The organism is Sulfitobacter sp. 1A12056, assembly GCF_043558125.1.
In the GTDB taxonomy this organism is placed as follows: domain Bacteria; phylum Pseudomonadota; class Alphaproteobacteria; order Rhodobacterales; family Rhodobacteraceae; genus Sulfitobacter; species Sulfitobacter faviae.
The window spans coordinates 24,580-41,162 of sequence record NZ_JBIFFY010000007.1; the positions used below are offsets into that span (position 1 = coordinate 24,580).

Annotated in this window: 15 protein-coding genes; 3 read left to right on the forward strand and 12 right to left on the reverse strand. The window is 63.0% G+C overall.

What is annotated here, in order from left to right; genetic code table 11:
• Window positions 1–5: 5 nt before the first annotated feature.
• On the reverse strand, window positions 6–1,595 hold the full coding sequence (gene glpD / locus ACGYLD_RS13260) for a glycerol-3-phosphate dehydrogenase (RefSeq protein ID WP_271694051.1): 1,590 nt from the start codon (window positions 1,593–1,595) through the stop codon (window positions 6–8).
• 220 nt (window positions 1,596–1,815) lie between these two features.
• Between glpD and ACGYLD_RS13265 the strand changes: the two genes are divergently transcribed.
• Entirely contained in the window at window positions 1,816–2,583 is a 768-nt protein-coding gene (locus ACGYLD_RS13265) for a DeoR/GlpR family DNA-binding transcription regulator (RefSeq protein WP_271694052.1), read from the forward strand.
• A gap of 9 nt (window positions 2,584–2,592) precedes the next feature.
• Here ACGYLD_RS13265 and ACGYLD_RS13270 read toward each other — a convergent pair whose 3' ends face one another.
• From ACGYLD_RS13270 to ACGYLD_RS13280, 3 genes are all read right to left on the reverse strand, one after another.
• A complete protein-coding gene (locus ACGYLD_RS13270) occupies window positions 2,593–3,996 on the reverse strand; it encodes a trehalose-6-phosphate synthase (protein WP_271693888.1) in 1,404 nt (467 codons plus the stop codon).
• Between the two features lie 163 nt (window positions 3,997–4,159).
• Window positions 4,160–4,756, reverse strand: coding sequence for an exopolysaccharide biosynthesis protein (locus ACGYLD_RS13275; protein WP_271690239.1), 597 nt, complete (start codon window positions 4,754–4,756; stop codon window positions 4,160–4,162).
• A gap of 93 nt (window positions 4,757–4,849) precedes the next feature.
• Complete coding sequence (locus ACGYLD_RS13280) at window positions 4,850–5,824, reverse strand: DNA topoisomerase IB (RefSeq protein WP_271693889.1); 975 nt, start codon at window positions 5,822–5,824, stop codon at window positions 4,850–4,852.
• Between the two features lie 198 nt (window positions 5,825–6,022).
• Here ACGYLD_RS13280 and otsB point away from each other — a divergent pair, with 198 nt between their 5' ends.
• Together otsB and ACGYLD_RS13290 are read left to right on the forward strand one after the other, a co-directional pair.
• A complete protein-coding gene (gene otsB, locus ACGYLD_RS13285) occupies window positions 6,023–6,772 on the forward strand; it encodes a trehalose-phosphatase (RefSeq protein ID WP_271693890.1) in 750 nt (249 codons plus the stop codon).
• 45 nt (window positions 6,773–6,817) lie between these two features.
• Window positions 6,818–8,593, forward strand: coding sequence for a glycoside hydrolase family 15 protein (locus tag ACGYLD_RS13290; RefSeq protein ID WP_271693891.1), 1,776 nt, complete (start codon window positions 6,818–6,820; stop codon window positions 8,591–8,593).
• On the opposite strand, the gene ACGYLD_RS13295 is transcribed toward ACGYLD_RS13290, so the two are convergent.
• From ACGYLD_RS13295 to ACGYLD_RS13330, 8 genes are all read right to left on the reverse strand, one after another.
• On the reverse strand, window positions 8,590–9,192 hold the full coding sequence (locus ACGYLD_RS13295) for a LysE family translocator (RefSeq protein WP_394402792.1): 603 nt from the start codon (window positions 9,190–9,192) through the stop codon (window positions 8,590–8,592). The genes ACGYLD_RS13290 and ACGYLD_RS13295 overlap by 4 nt on opposite strands.
• Window positions 9,193–9,315: 123 nt before the next feature.
• A complete protein-coding gene (locus tag ACGYLD_RS13300) occupies window positions 9,316–10,857 on the reverse strand; it encodes an indolepyruvate oxidoreductase subunit beta family protein (protein ID WP_394402793.1) in 1,542 nt (513 codons plus the stop codon).
• Window positions 10,854–13,004, reverse strand: coding sequence for a thiamine pyrophosphate-dependent enzyme (locus tag ACGYLD_RS13305; protein WP_394402795.1), 2,151 nt, complete (start codon window positions 13,002–13,004; stop codon window positions 10,854–10,856). Before ACGYLD_RS13305 ends, ACGYLD_RS13300 begins: the two co-directional genes overlap by 4 nt.
• Before the next feature lie 9 nt (window positions 13,005–13,013).
• Window positions 13,014–13,493 carry a MarR family winged helix-turn-helix transcriptional regulator gene (locus tag ACGYLD_RS13310; RefSeq protein ID WP_276154048.1) on the reverse strand — a complete coding sequence of 160 codons (480 nt, stop codon included), beginning with the start codon at window positions 13,491–13,493 and terminating at the stop codon, window positions 13,014–13,016.
• Window positions 13,494–13,496: 3 nt separating this feature from the next.
• Entirely contained in the window at window positions 13,497–14,270 is a 774-nt protein-coding gene (locus ACGYLD_RS13315; RefSeq protein WP_276154049.1) for a cyclase family protein, read from the reverse strand.
• Between the two features lie 192 nt (window positions 14,271–14,462).
• Window positions 14,463–15,425: a dihydrodipicolinate synthase family protein gene (locus tag ACGYLD_RS13320; protein ID WP_271693896.1), complete on the reverse strand. Its 963-nt coding sequence runs from the start codon at window positions 15,423–15,425 to the stop codon at window positions 14,463–14,465.
• Between the two features lie 131 nt (window positions 15,426–15,556).
• A complete protein-coding gene (locus ACGYLD_RS13325; RefSeq protein ID WP_271690248.1) occupies window positions 15,557–16,255 on the reverse strand; it encodes a GntR family transcriptional regulator in 699 nt (232 codons plus the stop codon).
• A gap of 116 nt (window positions 16,256–16,371) precedes the next feature.
• Window positions 16,372–16,572: a hypothetical protein gene (locus ACGYLD_RS13330; protein ID WP_394402798.1), complete on the reverse strand. Its 201-nt coding sequence runs from the start codon at window positions 16,570–16,572 to the stop codon at window positions 16,372–16,374.
• Between the last annotated feature and the right edge of the window lie 11 nt (window positions 16,573–16,583).

Sequence of the window (16,583 nt, forward strand, 5' to 3'; positions counted from 1 at the left end):
TCCCCTCATTCCGCCGCAGAGGCGGCTTGTTTCGCCGCGCGCATCTGCATCCATTCATCAAGACGCGCGATCTGCGTCTCGTCCATTCGCAGGCCCAGCTTGCTGCGGCGCCAGACGACGTCCTCTGCGCTGAGGGCATATTCCTTGTTCATCAGCCAAGCGGCCTCGCGCGCGGTGAGGGTAGCCCCGAAATGCTCGCCCATATCCGCCAGCGTCTTGGCCTCGCCCGCCATCGCCCAAGCATCCGTACCATAGGCGCGGATCAGCCGTGCTGCCCAGCTTTCATCCAGAAAGTCATAATCCGCTTTCAGTCGCGCGATCAACTGCGCCACGCCGTCCACCGGGAAATCGCCGCCGGGCAGGGCGACGCCCGCGGTCCAATGGCCCGACAGCCCGTCGAAATGCGGCGCGATCAACTCCAGCGCGTCTTCGGCCAGTTTGCGGTAGGTCGTGATCTTACCGCCAAAGACATTGAGGATCGGCGCGCCGCCGGTCTTGTCGACCTTGAGCGTATAGTCCCGCGTCGCCGCCGTGGCGCTGCTGGCGCCGTCGTCATAAAGCGGGCGCACGCCGGAATAGGTCCAGACGATATCTTTGCGGGTGATGTCCTGCTTGAGATAGCCGTTCACGAAGTCGATCAGGTAGTCCTGCTCTTCGGGCGTGCATTCCGGGGTGACGGACGGATCAGGATGATCGGCGTCGGTGGTGCCGATCAGGGTGAAATCCTGCTCATAGGGGATCGTGAAGATGATCCGCCCATCGGTGCCTTGGAAGAAATAGCATTTGTCGTGATCGTAGAGCCGCTTGGTCACGATATGGCTGCCGCGCACCAGCCGCACCCCTTCGGAGGAGTTCAGCCGCGCGGTGTTATGGATGATGTCGCCGACCCACGGGCCACCCGCGTTGACCAGCATCTTGGCGTGGATCACCTCGCGCCGGCCATCCGCGCCATGCTCTACCGTGACCGCCCAGCCATCGGCGCTGCGGTCGGCAGAGACGACTTCGGTCCGGGTCATGATGCGCGCGCCGCGCAGTTCGGCGTCGCGGGCGTTCAGCACCACAAGGCGCGAGTCTTCGATCCAGCAATCGGAGTATTCAAAAGCCTTCTCGAACCGATCCTCCAGCGGCGCCCCTTCGGGCGTGCCGCGCAAGGAAAGGCTACGTGTGGCGGGCAAGATTTTACGCCCGCCGAGGTTGTCATAGAGGAACAGGCCCAGCCGGATCAGCCATGCCGGGCGGCGGCCCCGCATCCACGGCATGAACAACCGCAGCAGTTTAGAGGTCGGCGTGTCGCCTTCGAACCGCATGTCGCGGTGATAGGGCAGCACGAAACGCATCGGCCAAGAGATATGCGGCATCGCCTTCAGCAGCACCTCGCGCTCGGTCAGCGCATGGCGCACGAGGCCGATCTCAAAATACTCAAGGTAACGCAGCCCGCCGTGGAAAAGCTTGGTCGAGGCCGAAGAGGTCGCCGAGGCCAGATCGTTCATCTCGGCCAAGGTCACGCTCAGACCCCGGCCTGCCGCGTCGCGCGCGATCCCGGCGCCGTTAATGCCACCACCGATGACGAATAAATCGACCGGGGCAGCGGCCATATGGCTATCGGGCTGTTGGTTCACGATCCGGCCCTCCCCCAGCTCAGACTGTCCAATTTGGGGCAGTGTTACGAAACGACTCTCATCTGCACAAGAATTATTTTCGTTTATGTTCGTTTCACCAGCATAGCGAACATGTTAAACGTGTCTTGCTGCGCGATTGCTTGCGTTAGCCAAAACACTGGAGATAATGCGCCGACAGCAGGCAGGAGCGACGCCCATTTCACAGACATTCCGCCATCCCGACATCCTTGAAATCGCCCGGCGCGAAGGCAAAGTCACCGTCGATGGGCTGGCCGAACATTTCGGCGTGACCCATCAGACCATCCGCCGTGACCTTACGGAACTGGCCGACAGCGGTAAGCTTGAGCGGGTTCATGGCGGCGCAGTGCTGCCCTCGGGGGCCAGCAACATCGGCTATGCCGAGCGGCGCAATCTGCATGAAGAGGCCAAGAATCGCATCGCCCGCGCCTGCGCCGAACATATCCCCGACGGCTGTTCGGTCTTTCTAAATATTGGGACCAGTACCGAGGCCGTGGCCCGCGCCCTGCTTCACCACCGGGATTTGATGGTGGTGACGAACAACATGAACGTGGCGAATATTCTGGTCGACAATCCCGAATGCCGCATCGTGCTGACCGGCGGCGCGCTGCGCCGGATGGACGGCGGTCTGGTCGGCAATCTAACGATCGAGACGATCCGCCAGTTCAAATTCGACATCGCGGTGATCGGCTGTTCGGCAATGGATGCGGATGGCGATCTGCTCGACTTCGACATCGAGGAGGTCGGCGTCAGCCAATGTATCATAGCGCAGTCACGGAAGACTTTTTTGGTGACCGATCATTCCAAATTCAAACGCTCTGCCCCCGCGCGCATCGCCTCGGCGCGGGAGGTGAATATGTTCTTTACCGATCTGGCGCTGCCTGCGGGCCTTGCCGAGAAATGCAACGGTTGGGAGACCGCAGTGGTCTATGCGCCGGAAGAGTGACCCCCGCCGCTAGGCGTCTGTCCATTCCCGCGCGCGGGGCTTGACCACGAGCGTCGGCTTGCAGGCTTTCAAAGCGTCGACAAAATGCTGGCTCCAGAGGTTCACATCCGTGGCCCGCACCTGCGCCATGCAGCTTGCATGGCGGCGCTTGCGCTCTTCCAGCGGCAGAGCGAGCGCGGTCTTGAGCGCTTCGCTCATGTCTTCGATGTCATAGGGGTTGACCTGAATCGCATCCGTCAGGTCTTCGGCGGCGCCGGCCATATGCGACAGGATCAGCACGCCGGGGTCTTCGGGGTTTTGCGCCGCGACATATTCCTTGGCCACAAGGTTCATCCCATCGGCGAAGGGCGTCACGATCCCGACCCGCGCCCGGCGATAAAGGCGAGCCAAAAGGTTGCGATCAAGGTTGCGGTGGATATAGCGCAGCGGGGTCCAGTCGATCTCTCCATGCTCCCCGTTCACGCGGCCGACAAGCTCTTCCAACTCGTAGCGCAACTCGCGATAGGCGGCGACTTCCTCTCGGCTGGGCGGGGCGATTTGGACCATGCTCACCCGGCGTTCCCGCTCATCCCGGGTTTCAAGATAGCGGCCAAAGGCGCGGAAGCGGTTGGGCAGACCTTTGGAGTAATCCAGCCGGTCGACGCCGATCACGATGTCGCCTGCCATATCGTCGGCCAGACGGTCCTGCGCGCTGCCGCCCTGCGCGGCCTGCACAAAGGTTTCCACGTCGATCCCGATGGGGAAAGACCGTAGCGCCACCGCGCGAGAGCCGCATTTGATCGTGCCATCCATAAGAAATTCGGAATCGGTCTCGGCGCGGAACATCTCAAGACAGCGGGCCACATCGGCGCGGGTTTGCAGACCGACGAGGTCATAATCCGCCAGCCAATGCGCCAGATTGGCCTCCCGCGGGAGGGCGCCCATATCGCCCAAGGCTGGGAAAGGAATGTGCAGGAAAAACCCGATCTTGCCGCTAAAGCCCAGCTTGCGCAGCTCTGTGGCGAGGGGGAAGAAATGATAGTCGTGAACCCAGATCATATCGTCGGGCTCGGCCACCTCCATCACCTGCCGGGCAAGGCGCGCGTTGACGGCGCAATAGCCCCGCTCGAACCCGCGGTCCAGCTTGACCAGATCGCCACGGCGGTGACAGACGGGCCAAAGCACCGAGTTCGAGAAGCCGAGGTAGAAATTCTTGTAATCTTCGGGGGTTAGGCTAAAGCTCAGCCGGGTGTAATTGCCCTGATCGCCATATTCGCTGAGACTGTTGGCGGGGGTTTCCGTGGTTTCGGGGTGCGACCCGATCCAGATGCCGCCGATCTTGCGCAGGGTTTCATGCAGCGCATAGACCAGCCCACCGGAAGGGGCGGCCTCCGATGGGATGCGATTTGAGATTACAATTAATCTGCCAGCCATTTTATGCCTCGGGAACAATCATTTTCGGTCGCCGAGCCTGATTAGGCGGAACGCCGACCACCACTAACGGTTTAATGGTTTAGGTCGGTAAAGGTTCCCAGCTTGAGCAGCTTTGGTCAAATCTTTTGCAGGTGCAGCATAGCAGAGGGCCGGAATTATTTTCTCAGCGCCCAAGAAAGAACCACGCGACCCCCACAGGCAGCAGCGACATCAGGATCATCGACAGGATCACCACCCGCCCGTCGCGCATCAGATAGCCCGCCGCGAAGACGGCGATCATCGCCGACGCGATGGAGCCGGAGGTGGGCACGACCTCCATGAAGGGCATAAACATCGACAGGGCCATCACCATGAACAGGGGCAGGTAAATCCACGGGCGGTGCAGGATGAAGGTCGAGCGCTCGTGCAGATAGCGGTCCACGAAATCCACCGGGCGGCGCAGCCACCGCACCCCCTCGCGGAGTTTCTTCGCCGCGATGTCACGTCGCATGACGAAACCGGGCAGCCAGAGGCTGTCGCGGCCAAAGATCATCTGCACCACCAGAAACAGCACCACCAAACCGATGAAAGCCGTGATCCCCGGAATGCCGCTGGCGGGCGAGGTTGAGATCAGGCTGAAGGCAAGAATAGTCGAGGCAAAGGAATGTTTGCCCAGACAATCGATGATCTCTTCCACGGTGATTTGCCGATCCGCGCCGCCGGAAAGATGTTCCATCTCATCTAGGACGCCGCTGAGGGTTGGCCGACCTGTGTCGCTCATGAAATTCTAGTCCTTCTAACGTCGGGCGATAGCGCTACTCCTGTTAACAATGCGTGAGCGCGGTGAAAGTTCGCCCGAATTGTCAGTTCAAGTTCACGTCTTCGCGCGCAGAAAGGCCAGCAGCCCCCGTTCGGCTTGGGTCATATCGTCGATATCGGGCGGGTCCGGCAAGTCTTGCGGGGTCTGGCAAAGTTCGATCACCTCCGGATGGATATAGCTGTTGCGCGCGATGGTGGGCGTATTGTGCAACCGTTCGGCGGCGGCTTCGGCCATGGCTTTGATGCTGGGCTTGTCCTCTTTCAGCGCAACGTCGAAGGCGGCGACGGACCCGGCCCAAGTGCGAAAGGTCTTGGCCGAGAAGCCTTCGGTGCCAGCGGCCTCGGCGATGTAATCGTTCAGCGCGGTTGAGGTCAGACTGCGCGGCTGCCCCTCTTCGTCGAGCCATGTCAGCAGGTCCGCGCCGGGCAGGTCGCGAATTTTCTCAAGCGCGCGCATTAGGGTGCGGTTGGCAATCTGGCGGCGAACCCGTTTGCCGCCCTTCGCCATGAAGGACGCCTGCAACTTGCCGTCGCGCAGGACCAGATGCCGCCGTTTCAGGGTCAGCGTGCCATAGGTGCGGTTGGTTTCGGCATAGACCTGATTGCCGACGCGCAGCGACAGCCGGTCGATCATCGCCACGGCGGCGGCCAGCGCAAAATCACGTTCGCCCAACTCCTCCTTGAGATCACGGCGCACGCGGCGGCGGATGCGCGGCAGGGTCTCGGCAAACTCGGGCAGGCTTGCGTATTTCTCCTGCGCCTGCGCCTCGGACCAGAGCGGATGGTAACGGTATTGCTTGCGCCCCCGTGCATCGAACCCCGTCGCCTGAAGGTGACCGTTGTCATAGGGGCTGATCCAGACCCGCTCATAGGCCGGGGGCACCGCCAGTTTCACCAGCCGCGCCCGCTCGGCCTTGTCCTTGATGCAGCGGCCATCGGGCGCGTGATAGGAAAACCCCCGCCCGCAGCGCCGCCGAGCGATGCCGGGCTTGCTGTCGGGGTAGTACCTGAGCGTCGACGGTGCGGTCATCTGGGCTTCCGATTGCGATAGGCGGGGTGGCGTCTGGCGCCAGCCCCCGTTTTGATCAACGCGGGCACATCGGCTGGGTTCCCGCGGCGCACATCGCGCATCTCTGCGCAGTTGCAGCATAAATCCGTTGATTTCGCTGCGCTGGCGCATAGGTTTCTGGGGGAACGCCCGTGCAACGAAACGGATAGACCGGACCCTATGGATAGCACCACCCTGTCGCCCCGCAACCTGCCGCCCGTGATCCCGGTCGAGCGCCATGCGTTCTTCCTCGATCTCGATGGCACGCTCGCCCCCATTGTCGACAACCCCGAAGACGCCTGTCTGCCGGAGGCGACGCGCCATCTTCTGACCCGTCTCGTCGCAAAGACCGATGGGGCGGTGGCGGTGATCTCTGGCCGGGCCATGGCGGATGTGGACCGTATCTTGGGTGCGCTGCGCCTGCCGGTCTCAGGATCGCATGGGCTGGAGCTGCGGCTTAGCACCGCGGAGGATCACGCGCCGGAGCAGAGCGCGGGCATCCCCACCCCGGTCATCGACCGGGTCGAGGAATTCGCCGTGCTGCATGGGGTAACATCCGAGCGCAAGCCCGGCGCGATCGCGCTGCATTACCGCAAGGCCCCGGATCAAGAAGACGCCTGTCGCGGCTTCGTCGATACGCTGGTCGGCGAAGACTCCAGCCTGCGCGGTCTGCATGGCAAGATGGTCAGCGAGGTCGCCTTGAAAGGTGTCGACAAGGGCGGCGCGGTGGCGCGGTTCATGGCCTCCCCCGCCTTTGCAGACCGTCTGCCCGTGATGGTCGGCGATGACGTGACGGATGAAGACGGCTTTCGCGCAGCGCAGGCCATGGGCGGCTTTGGCATCAAGATCGGCCAAGGGCCGACCGAGGCCCAACATCGCATCGAAGACGTGGCCGGTTTTGCCGATTGGCTGGAAGAGATTTTGCGCTGATCCGGCCCGCCCGGCAGTCGCATCATGAATAGAAAAGAGGGACTTATGGATCTGGGTGTCATCGGGAATTGCGCGGTTGCGGCGCTGGTCAGCCGCGAAGGGGGGATCAACTGGTTCTGCCTGCCGCGTTTTGACGGCGATCCGGTCTTTCACAGCCTGATGGGCCATGGCGCGGGCGAAGAGGGCGACGGGGAATTTGCCGTCGAACTCGAAGACATGACCGAGAGCGAGCAGAGCTACCTGCCCAATACCGCGATCCTGCGCACCGTGTTGCGCAGCCCGAAAGGCGCGGTCGAGATTGTCGACTTCTGCCCCCGTTTCACCGCCTATGGCCGCAGCTTTCGCCCGCAGATGCTGGTGCGGCAGGTGCGGCGTATCGAAGGCTCTCCCCGTGTGCGGATGCGGCTGAAGCCGCGCTTTCAATGGGGGGAAGTGGCCCCGACCCTCACCCGTGGCTCCAACCATGTGCGTTTCGTCGGGCCTGAGCAGAACATGCGCCTGACCACTGACGCGCCGATTGATCATGTGCTCGACGGGCGGATGATCAACCTCGAAGGTGAGATGACCTTCATCCTCGGCCCCGATGAGACCCTGTCGGACAGCCCTGAGCAGATCGGCACCACCTTCCGCACCAAGACGACCCGCTATTGGCAGCGCTGGACGCAGCGTTTGGCGATCCCTTTCGAGTGGCAGGAGGCCGTCATCCGCGCCGCGATCACGTTGAAACTGTGCAGCTACGAGGCCACGGGCGGGGTGATCGCCGCGATCACCACCTCCCTGCCCGAGGCGCCGGATTCGGGGCGCAACTGGGATTACCGCTATTGCTGGGTGCGCGATGCCTTCTTCACCGTGCGCGCGCTCAACAGCCTCGCCGCGACCCGCACGTTGGAGCATTATTTCCAATGGCTGATGAACGCCGTGGCCGATGCCGAGGGCGGGCATATCCAGCCGGTGCTGGGGCTGGGGCTTGAGACGGCGCTGACCGAACGTATCTCACCCAGCTTGCAAGGCTTCCGTGGGATGGGGCCGGTACGGATCGGCAATCAGGCGCATGAGCATTTCCAGCATGACACCTATGGCAATATCATCCTCGGTGCCGCCCCGGCGTTCTTCGATCACCGGCTGCCGATGAACACAGGGCGCACCGCCTATGAGCAGTTGGAGCCGCTCGGCGAACAGGCGTGGGAGCTGCACGACCAGCCCGATGCGGGCATTTGGGAATTGCGCAGCCGCGCGCGGATTCACACCTCCTCGTCGTTGATGTGCTGGGCCGCCTGCGACCGGCTGGCCAAGATCGCGCGGCATCTGGAATTGGGTGACCGCGCCACCCTCTGGGCCGATCGGGCCGAGGTGATCCGCGATAAGATCCTCGACAACGCATGGTCCGAGGAACGCGGCGCCTTTGTCGAAAGCTTCGGCGGCAGCACCCTCGACGCGAGCGTTTTGCTCATGGGCGAGGTCGGCTTTCTGCCGCCGAAAGACCCGCGATTCATCGCCACGGTCGAACGTCTATCCGAAGTGCTGGGCCGCGGCCCCTTCATGCTGCGTTACGAAGAAGCCGACGATTTCGGCGTGCCGGAGGTGGGCTTTAACGTCTGCGCCTTCTGGCGCATCGACGCGCTGGCGCGGATTGGCCGCGAAGAGGAAGCACGCAAACTGTTCGAAGAGTTGCTGGAGGCGCGCAACCACCTTGGCCTGATGTCCGAAGACACCGCTTTTGCCACTGGTGAGGGCTGGGGCAACTTCCCCCAGACCTACTCTATGGTCGGCATCATCAACGGCGCCATGCGCCTGTCGCGCCGGTGGGAGGCCGAGCTTTAACGCGCAAGCAGCAGCCGCAGCCCCAAAAGCCCCAGCACAGCCGAGGCAATGCGGTCGAAATAGACCTTCGCGCGCAGGTAGCCTTGGCTGACGGCAGGGCGGCTCATGCCGAAGGCCAATGCGGTGTAGAAGGCCAGTTCGATGATCAGGTGATTGGCGACGATCAAGAGGTTCTCGCTCAGCCGCATCCCCTCGGGGAAGATGACGACCAGCACCGCGGCGGCGAAAAGCACCGATTTGGGGTTCAGGATATTGATCATCAGCCCCTGCCGGAACGCATGGCGGGCGGGTGTCACCGTGCTTGTCACCGGTGCCCGCGCCCCGCGCCACATGCCATAGGCCACATAGAGCAGATAGATCGCGCCCACGGTTTTCACGATGGCATAGGCCCATGGGAAGGCGAGGAAGACGGCCTCCAACCCCAAGAGCGCGGCGAGGGTCCAGAACGACGCCACAAGGCCGAGGCCAGCCCCCACGGCAACGCCCGCCTGCCGCCCCGAACTCAGCGTCGTTTTCAACGCGATCAGAAAAGCCGGGCCGGGGCTGAGGATCGACGCGATGAGCGCGATGTTGAAGGCGATGAGATGCGATAGTTCCATGGCGGCGGCCCTCTGTGACTGCGCCCAGCTAGGCGCGGTGCTGACCTTTGGTCAACTGCGATGCGGGTGCCGGGGGCCGCTCTGTGCGTGATCCGCCCCGCAACCGCTCAGAAAACGGGCGCCTCACACGAAAGACCGCACCGTGGCGATGGCCCCGTCGAGCGCCTTGCCTTCGGCATCCTGCAAAGCCGCCTCGCGCAGTCGCGCGATCCAGTCCGCCGCGTCGTCACGCCCGCGCAGCAGATCGGCGGCATCCATCACGCGGTCGAACTTGCCCAGACCCCGCGCATGGGTGTCGGAGTAGCCCTTGATCAGGCGGCGGCATTTCACCAGTTCCACGGCAAGGGCGTAGTCCCTCTCCACCTCCGCAAGGCAGCGGCGCAGCCAGTCCTCCAGATGCGCGACCTCCAGCGCATGGCGATGGGTGCGCAGCCGGTAGCCCTTCAGGCCGCCGAGGAAATGCAGCATCAGAAAGGCGGGCAGCCGGTCGGTGCGCAACCGGCGGCCCTTGTCGAACCAGCGGTTCAGCCGGGACATCCACGTCTCGCTCGCCTCGACCTTGGCGCCGAGTCGCGCGGGCATGAGCCCCGCGATCTCCTCGGCGCGGGGGTGGAAGTACTCGGTCAGTTGCAGCAGGTTCTCCTCGCCCGCGCGCATCTCTTGGCGAATGTGCGACAGACGCGGGGCGCGGGTCTTGAGGTCCGCCACGCGGATGATGTCGTCATAGGCCATGGCATTGGCGATGTATTTCGCCGCCGCCGTTGAGAGCGCCCAGTCCCGCGCGGCGTCATCGCGGGCCAGCGCGGTATCGAGTCGGTCGAGATAGAGCGCGCCATAGGCGCAGTCCTGAAAGTTCACCACCTTGGCGAGCCCGGCAAGCGCGAGGTCACGCACCGGCTCGGGCAGGCGGTCGGCCCGGTCCACCAGCGCGGCCCATTCGGCCTGCAACTTCTCCGGCCCGACAAGGCTGAACGGTTTGATCTCTTCCTCGGGGGCCTGCGGTGTTTCGGGCAGCTTGCCCTGTGCCGCATCGAATCCCACGGCGAAGGCGCGCAGCGAGGGTTCGACCCCCTTGCCGCCGGCACGGATCGCATTCTCATAGGCCTCACGTGGAAACGGCAGCGCGCCGGAGCCTGCAAGCGCGCCGAAGAGCGAGGCCGAGATGACCGAACCTGCGCCGACGGCCAGCCCTTCCATATCTTCGAGCACCAGTTTCTGCGCCGCGATCTCGGCCGCCGCGCGGACCTCATCGGCATCGGCAATGCCGTCGCCCGGCGCCATCTTCTCGCTCACCGCCAGCGCGCGGTGGGTCGAGCCGATCAGCGTCGTCCGGTCCGGCGTCACGAAACCGCGCATCACGGCGCGGCCCACTTCCATCATCTCGGCGGCGATCAGCACGTCCACGTCGCCCGCCGCCGGGGCCAGCGCGAAGACGGGGTCGAGCGCGCTCTTGGGGGCCATTTCGACGTAGTAGATGGTGGCCCCGGTGCGCTGCGCCACGCCGGCGACCGAGGTCGCCTGACAGACATAGCCCTCGGCCCGGGCCATCGCCTCGATCCAGCCGGTGAGCACGCCACCCCCCTGCCCGCCCACGGCCATGACGGCAAGCTTGATGATCTTCTCAACCCGCGCGTCGGGGGTCTTTTGCGGCAGCACCATGTTCATGTCGCCACTCCTTCGTTGCGCAGCCGTTTCGCGTCGCGTCGGTCTTGCAACCAGCGAATGATTTGGCCGGTCTTTTCGGCCCGCCAACGCTCGAACTTCGTCGGGTTGTGCACCACGTCGGCCTGATAGAAGGACGGGCAAAGCACGGCGGTATCCGCGACTTCGCCGCAGTTGCCGCAGCCGACGCAGGTCTGGTCGATATGCGCCACCGGGTCATCGCGCAGCGGATCGTCGAGCCGTTTCAGCGACAGCGACGGGCAGCCCGAGAGGCGGATGCAGGCGTGATCGCCAGTGCAGACATCCGCATCGACGCCAAAGCGCGGCACCTCCATGCGGCGGCCGTCCTTGATCGCCTGATTGCGCTTCGGCTTCTCGCGGCGCTGCTTGTTGAGCATGCATTCCGAGGAGGCCACGATGACCTTCGGTCCCTTGTAATCGGTGGTCAGCGCCTCGCGCAGAACCTCGCGCAGCTTGCCCACGTCATAGGTCCGGTCGATCTGGCGCACCCATTCCACACCGACGCCTTTCAGCGCCTTGGAAATCGGGTTGTTCGTGCTTTTCGTGTCGTTATGCGCGCGCGACGACATCACGTCCTGCCCGCCGGTGGCGGCGGAATAGTAGTTGTCGACGATCACCGCGACGCTGTCTGACTTGTTGAACACCATGTTGCCGATCGAGGTCGACAGACCATTGTGCCAAAACCCCCCGTCGCCCAGGATCGAGATCACCCGCTTGTCGCCGCCGCCATCAAAGGCCGCGTTGGAGGCGGGGCCGAGGCCATAGCCCATGGTCGAGCCGCCGATCTCGAAGGGCGGCAGGCAGCCGAAGAGATGGCAGCCGATGTCGCCGGTGATCTGGTGCTTGCCCAACTCCTGCTCTGTCAATTTCATCGCCGCGAAGATCGGGCGTTCGGGGCAGCCGGTGCAAAAGCCCGGCGGGCGGATCGGCACGGTCTGCGACAAGTCCGGTATCGCGGGCGCCTCGGCGTTAGGCGCGCGCACGGCACCGGGCAGCATCTCCGGCGCGGCGATCTTGAGGAAGGCCGTGAGACCATCCAGCAGCACCTGCCCGGTGTATTCCCCGGCCATTGGCAGCACGTCCTTGCCGTGCAGCTTCACCCGGCGGTCGAGCTTGTAAAGGTAGGAGCCAAGCTGCTGCTCGATGTGATCCGGCTGGCCTTCCTCGACCACCAGCACATGCTCCTTCCCCGCGCAGAAGGCGTCGAATTCATCGCGCAGCAGCGGGTAGGTGACGTTAAGCACGTAGAGCGGCACCTCGGTCTGGCCGTGGATGTCCGCGAGCCCCAGCCGCTGCAATGCCCGGATGACAGAATTATACATGCCGCCCTGCACCACGATGCCCAAGGGCGCCTTCTCGGGGCCAAAGAATTCGTTGAGCTTATTGTCGCGGATGAATGTCTCCGCGGCCGGCCAGCGGTTCTCGATCTTGTCCTTCTCATGCAGGTAAGACATCGGCGGCAGCACCACGCGGTTGAAATCCGACTGCGGGTTCGCCGCCGCTTCGGCCACGGTCAGCGGCGGGCGCTGGTTGTCGCGGGTCTCGAAACTGCCCGTCACATGGCAGGATCGGATGCGCACCATCAGCATGACCGGCGTGTTGCTGGCCTCCGACAGTTCAAACCCGTCCCTCACTGCCTTGGTGATCGAAGGCAGGTTCGGGCGCGGGTCCAGCATCCAGAACTGCGATTTCATGGCAAAGCCGTGGCTGCGCTCCTGCATGATCGAGGAGCCCTCGCCATAGTCCTCGCCCACGATCACCAGCGCGCCGCCGGTGACGCCCGAAGAACTGAGGTTCGCCAGCGCGTCTGAGGCCACGTTGACCCCCACCGGCCCCTTGAAGGTCACCGCGCCGCGGATCGGGTAGTGGACCGAGGCCGCCAGCATCGCCGCCGCCGCGGCCTCGCTTGCATTGGCCTCGAAGCGCACGCCAAGCTCGCCCATCAGTTCCTCGGCGTCGGCCAGCACGTCCATCAGGTGGCTGATCGGCGCACCCTGATAGCCGCCGACATAGCCCACGCCGTTCTCCAAAAGCGCCTTGGTGATCGCAAGGATGCCCTCGCCGGTGAAGACGTCGCCATCTCCCTTGCGCAGATGTTCCACCTCTGCCTTGAACGAACGTTCGGCCATCGGACCCTCTCAGAAATCGTGTTTTCGGATGTTGCGCAGCATGGTCTGCAAGGTGGCCACGAAGGCCGCCTTCTCCTCGGGGCCTATGCCCTTGAACATCGCCTCATAGGCCTGCGCCATATGCGGCCAGAGGCGCCCATAGGCCTCGCGCCCCTGATCGGTCAAGTAGACCCGCGTGGCGCGGCTGTCGTTGGCATCGGTCTCGCGCCGGACCAGACCGTCGCGCACCAATGCGTCGAGCGCGCGGCTCAGCGTCGATTGCTGCACCACCGCGTAAACCGCCAACTCGCGGATCAGGATGCCATCGGTCACCGACAGCACCGCGAGCGAGCGCATCTGCGGCGTGGTCAGGCCAAGTGCCGCCATCTCCGCCGACAGGGCGGCATTGTACCGCCCCATGATCCGGTTCATCAGATAGGGCGCGAAATTATCGAGCCCCATCCGATCCAGCGGCGCGTTCTCGGCCTCGGAAGGTGGTGTATCTGTCACCGATCAGCCCTTCGGCACCAGTGCCAGCGCCCGAATGGGGCTACCGGTGCCGTTCTTGATCTTCAACGGCGCGGCGATCAGAATCGCCCCCTTCGGCGGCAGTTTGTCGAGGTTGGCCAGTGACGCCAGACCAAAACAGTTATTCTTATGCAGCAGGTTATGCGCCGGATAGGGCGGCTCCATCCCGCCCGCTTGCCCCGCATCGGTGCCGATGCACTGCGTGCCCCAGCCGACGATCTTCTTCTCCATCAGGTACTGGATCGCATCCGGGGTCGGTCCGGGGCTGTGCGGCCCGGTCTCATCGGCGTTAAGAAACCGCGCCTCGTCATCGACGCGCGCGTCCCAATCGGTGCGCATGACAACCCATTCACCTTCGCCGATCTCGCCATACTCGGCTTCCCATTCCTTGATGCCCTTGGCATCGAGCAGGAAATCCGGGTCTTCCTGCGCCTGCTGCGAACAATCGATCACGTTGACCGGGGCGACCAGACGCTGCACGTCGAGCGTATCAGTGAAGCCGTCGTCGTAATCCTTACCGGTGATCCAATGATGCGGCGCGTCGAAATGCGTGCCCGAATGCTCGCCCAGCACCATCCAGTTCCAGGCAAAGAAGGGGCCGTCCTCGTCATATTCGCTGATCTTGTGAATCTCGACCTTCGGCGTCGGCTTGGCGAAATCAGCAGGCAGCTGCAGGATCGGCGTATCCGGCCCCAAAACGCCCGAGCAATCGACGACCTCAACCCCGCCCGAAGCCAGCATCGCGCCGAAATCACGCATTAAATCCGTAGCACTCATTTCAATTAATCTCCCTCAAATGGCGCACCCACTCCCGATGCGTTGTCCCTGCAAAGATGTTAGTCACATTTATATGCGTTTGCAATTATCTTCTTCGAAAGGCTTGCCAGGAACGCAAAAGGCCCGCCGCAAATGCGACGGGCCTGCCCAGCCGGGGAGAGGGGGCTAAGGAGATCAAGCGGCGTATTTGGCGACCGCCCCGCCCTGCTGGCTCCAATCGGCATACCATGTGCGGAAAAGCTTATACTGCGCCTCGGCATAGCCGCGCTGGCTGTCGGTCAGCGCGTCGGCCTCATTAAAATGCAACGCATATTCCGCATGGCCTTCGAGCACCATCAGATGCTTATAATAAAGCACGAGGTCCGGCCCCTCGTCGAAGGAGGACAGAACACCAAGCGCCGCATCAAGCTCCTGCGCGCGCTGGCGCGCTTCGGCATCGCCCGCTGCCGCAGCTTGGCTGAGGGCGACCAGATGCAACACTTCGCGCGGCAGCACATTGCCGATCCCGGTGATCGCGCCGGTGGCGCCGCAATTGACAAAACCGTGGAAGACGGTGGTATCCACACCGATCATCAGCGTGACCTCATCATCCCGGCTGGTGATATTCTCCGCCGCATAGCGCAGATCCTCCGCGCCGCCGAACTCCTTGAAGCCGACAAGGTTGGAATGCTCGGCCCGCAGCGCAAAGAACAGATCGGCCCGAGTGGCGAAACCGTAATAAGGGCTGTTGTAGATCACGGCAGGAAGCTCAGGCGCCGCCGAGAGAACCTTTTTGAAGTGATCTTTCTGCGCGGCAACCGACGTGCCGCGCGACAGGATGCGGGGGATCAACATCAGTCCCTTGGCGCCGACCTTCTGCGCATGGGCCGCATGTTCGGCGGCCAGCTTCGTATTCACGGCACCCGTGCCCACAACCACCGGCACGCCCGCCTCAACCAGGCGCTCGACGCCTTCCATCCGCTCTGCATCGGTCAACAGCGGCCAATCGCCCATGGACCCACAGTAGACCACCGCGCTCATACCATCGGCGATGAGCTTTTTGCCCATACGCACCAAAGCGTCAAAGTCAGGTTTCCGGTCTTCGGTGCAGGGGGTCATCAGGGCCGGGATGCAGCCGGAAAAAATCGAAGGGGTCATATATCTCTCCATCATAGAAACCGGCCGCGATACCGCCGGGCTTAGCCGCATCTTAGCTATTGTATTTTATTTGTCGACATAAAATCTGCACGCCCCCTATGGCGGCCCGATAAAGGCGCATTTACCTATGGTTAAAGGTCGATATGCTGCCGCCGATCCCGCGAAATCAGCGCCTGAATCTGCCGCACGATCTGATCCGCATGGGTCGCGGCCAAAGAATCTGCCAAGGCAATGTCGCGCGCCTCGATGGCCGCGATTAGATCCTCATGCTCTTGCACATACTCGCTGGGAAGCTGATCGTCGAAGGACTGGTAATACATCCGCAGCAACCGGCGCCCCTCATCCAACAGCCGCAGACAAAGCGATTCGTAATAGGGGTTGCGCCCCGCCCGGGCGATCTCGGCATGGAACTCCCGGTTCGTCGCGATCATCGACAGCGCGTCCTGCGCCGACACGGCCTTGGCGAACTCCACCTGCCGCGCGCGAATATTGGCCATATCTGCCGGCGTATGAAACTGCGCCGCAAGACGCGTGGTGACACGGTACATCAAGGTCATCGCGTCAAAGAAGGTGTGCAGGTTCATGAAATCGATATTCGACACGACCGTCGAACGGTTGGGCAGCGTGGTCACCAACCCCTCGCTCGCCAACCGCACCAAAGCCTCGCGGATCGGCGTACGCGACATCGACAGCCGCTCGGAAAGGCGAATCTCGTCGATCGGACTACCCGGCAAGAGGGTCAGATCGAGTATCTCATCGCGCAGGATGGAATAGACAAATTGCGCCCCGGACCCGCGCTTGCGTTCCGCCGTTTTAGGTTTGCTGGTCATGCGGGGATGCCGCCCTTTCTATGTTCATGGCTCCCCCTCGATAAAGCAACAAATCCCCCGCCCTACAATAGCGCTATCGCCCCTAGAGCGCGCCACCCCCTTCATTTCATCCTTTCTCAAATACCTTCCGCACTCTCCCCAAACGCCACCCCGCGCCAACCGCCCACCCAACCGTCGCCACAGATCGCCCAAAAATCAGGCATCACCGCCGATATATCAGGCACAATTCCCGCCAAAAGACTGACCCCAAAAGGCTTTTCCAAAAACTGTAATCCCCGGATTGACAGCGCGAAAGCTGCAACCGCATACTCGACCAATCTGATATTGG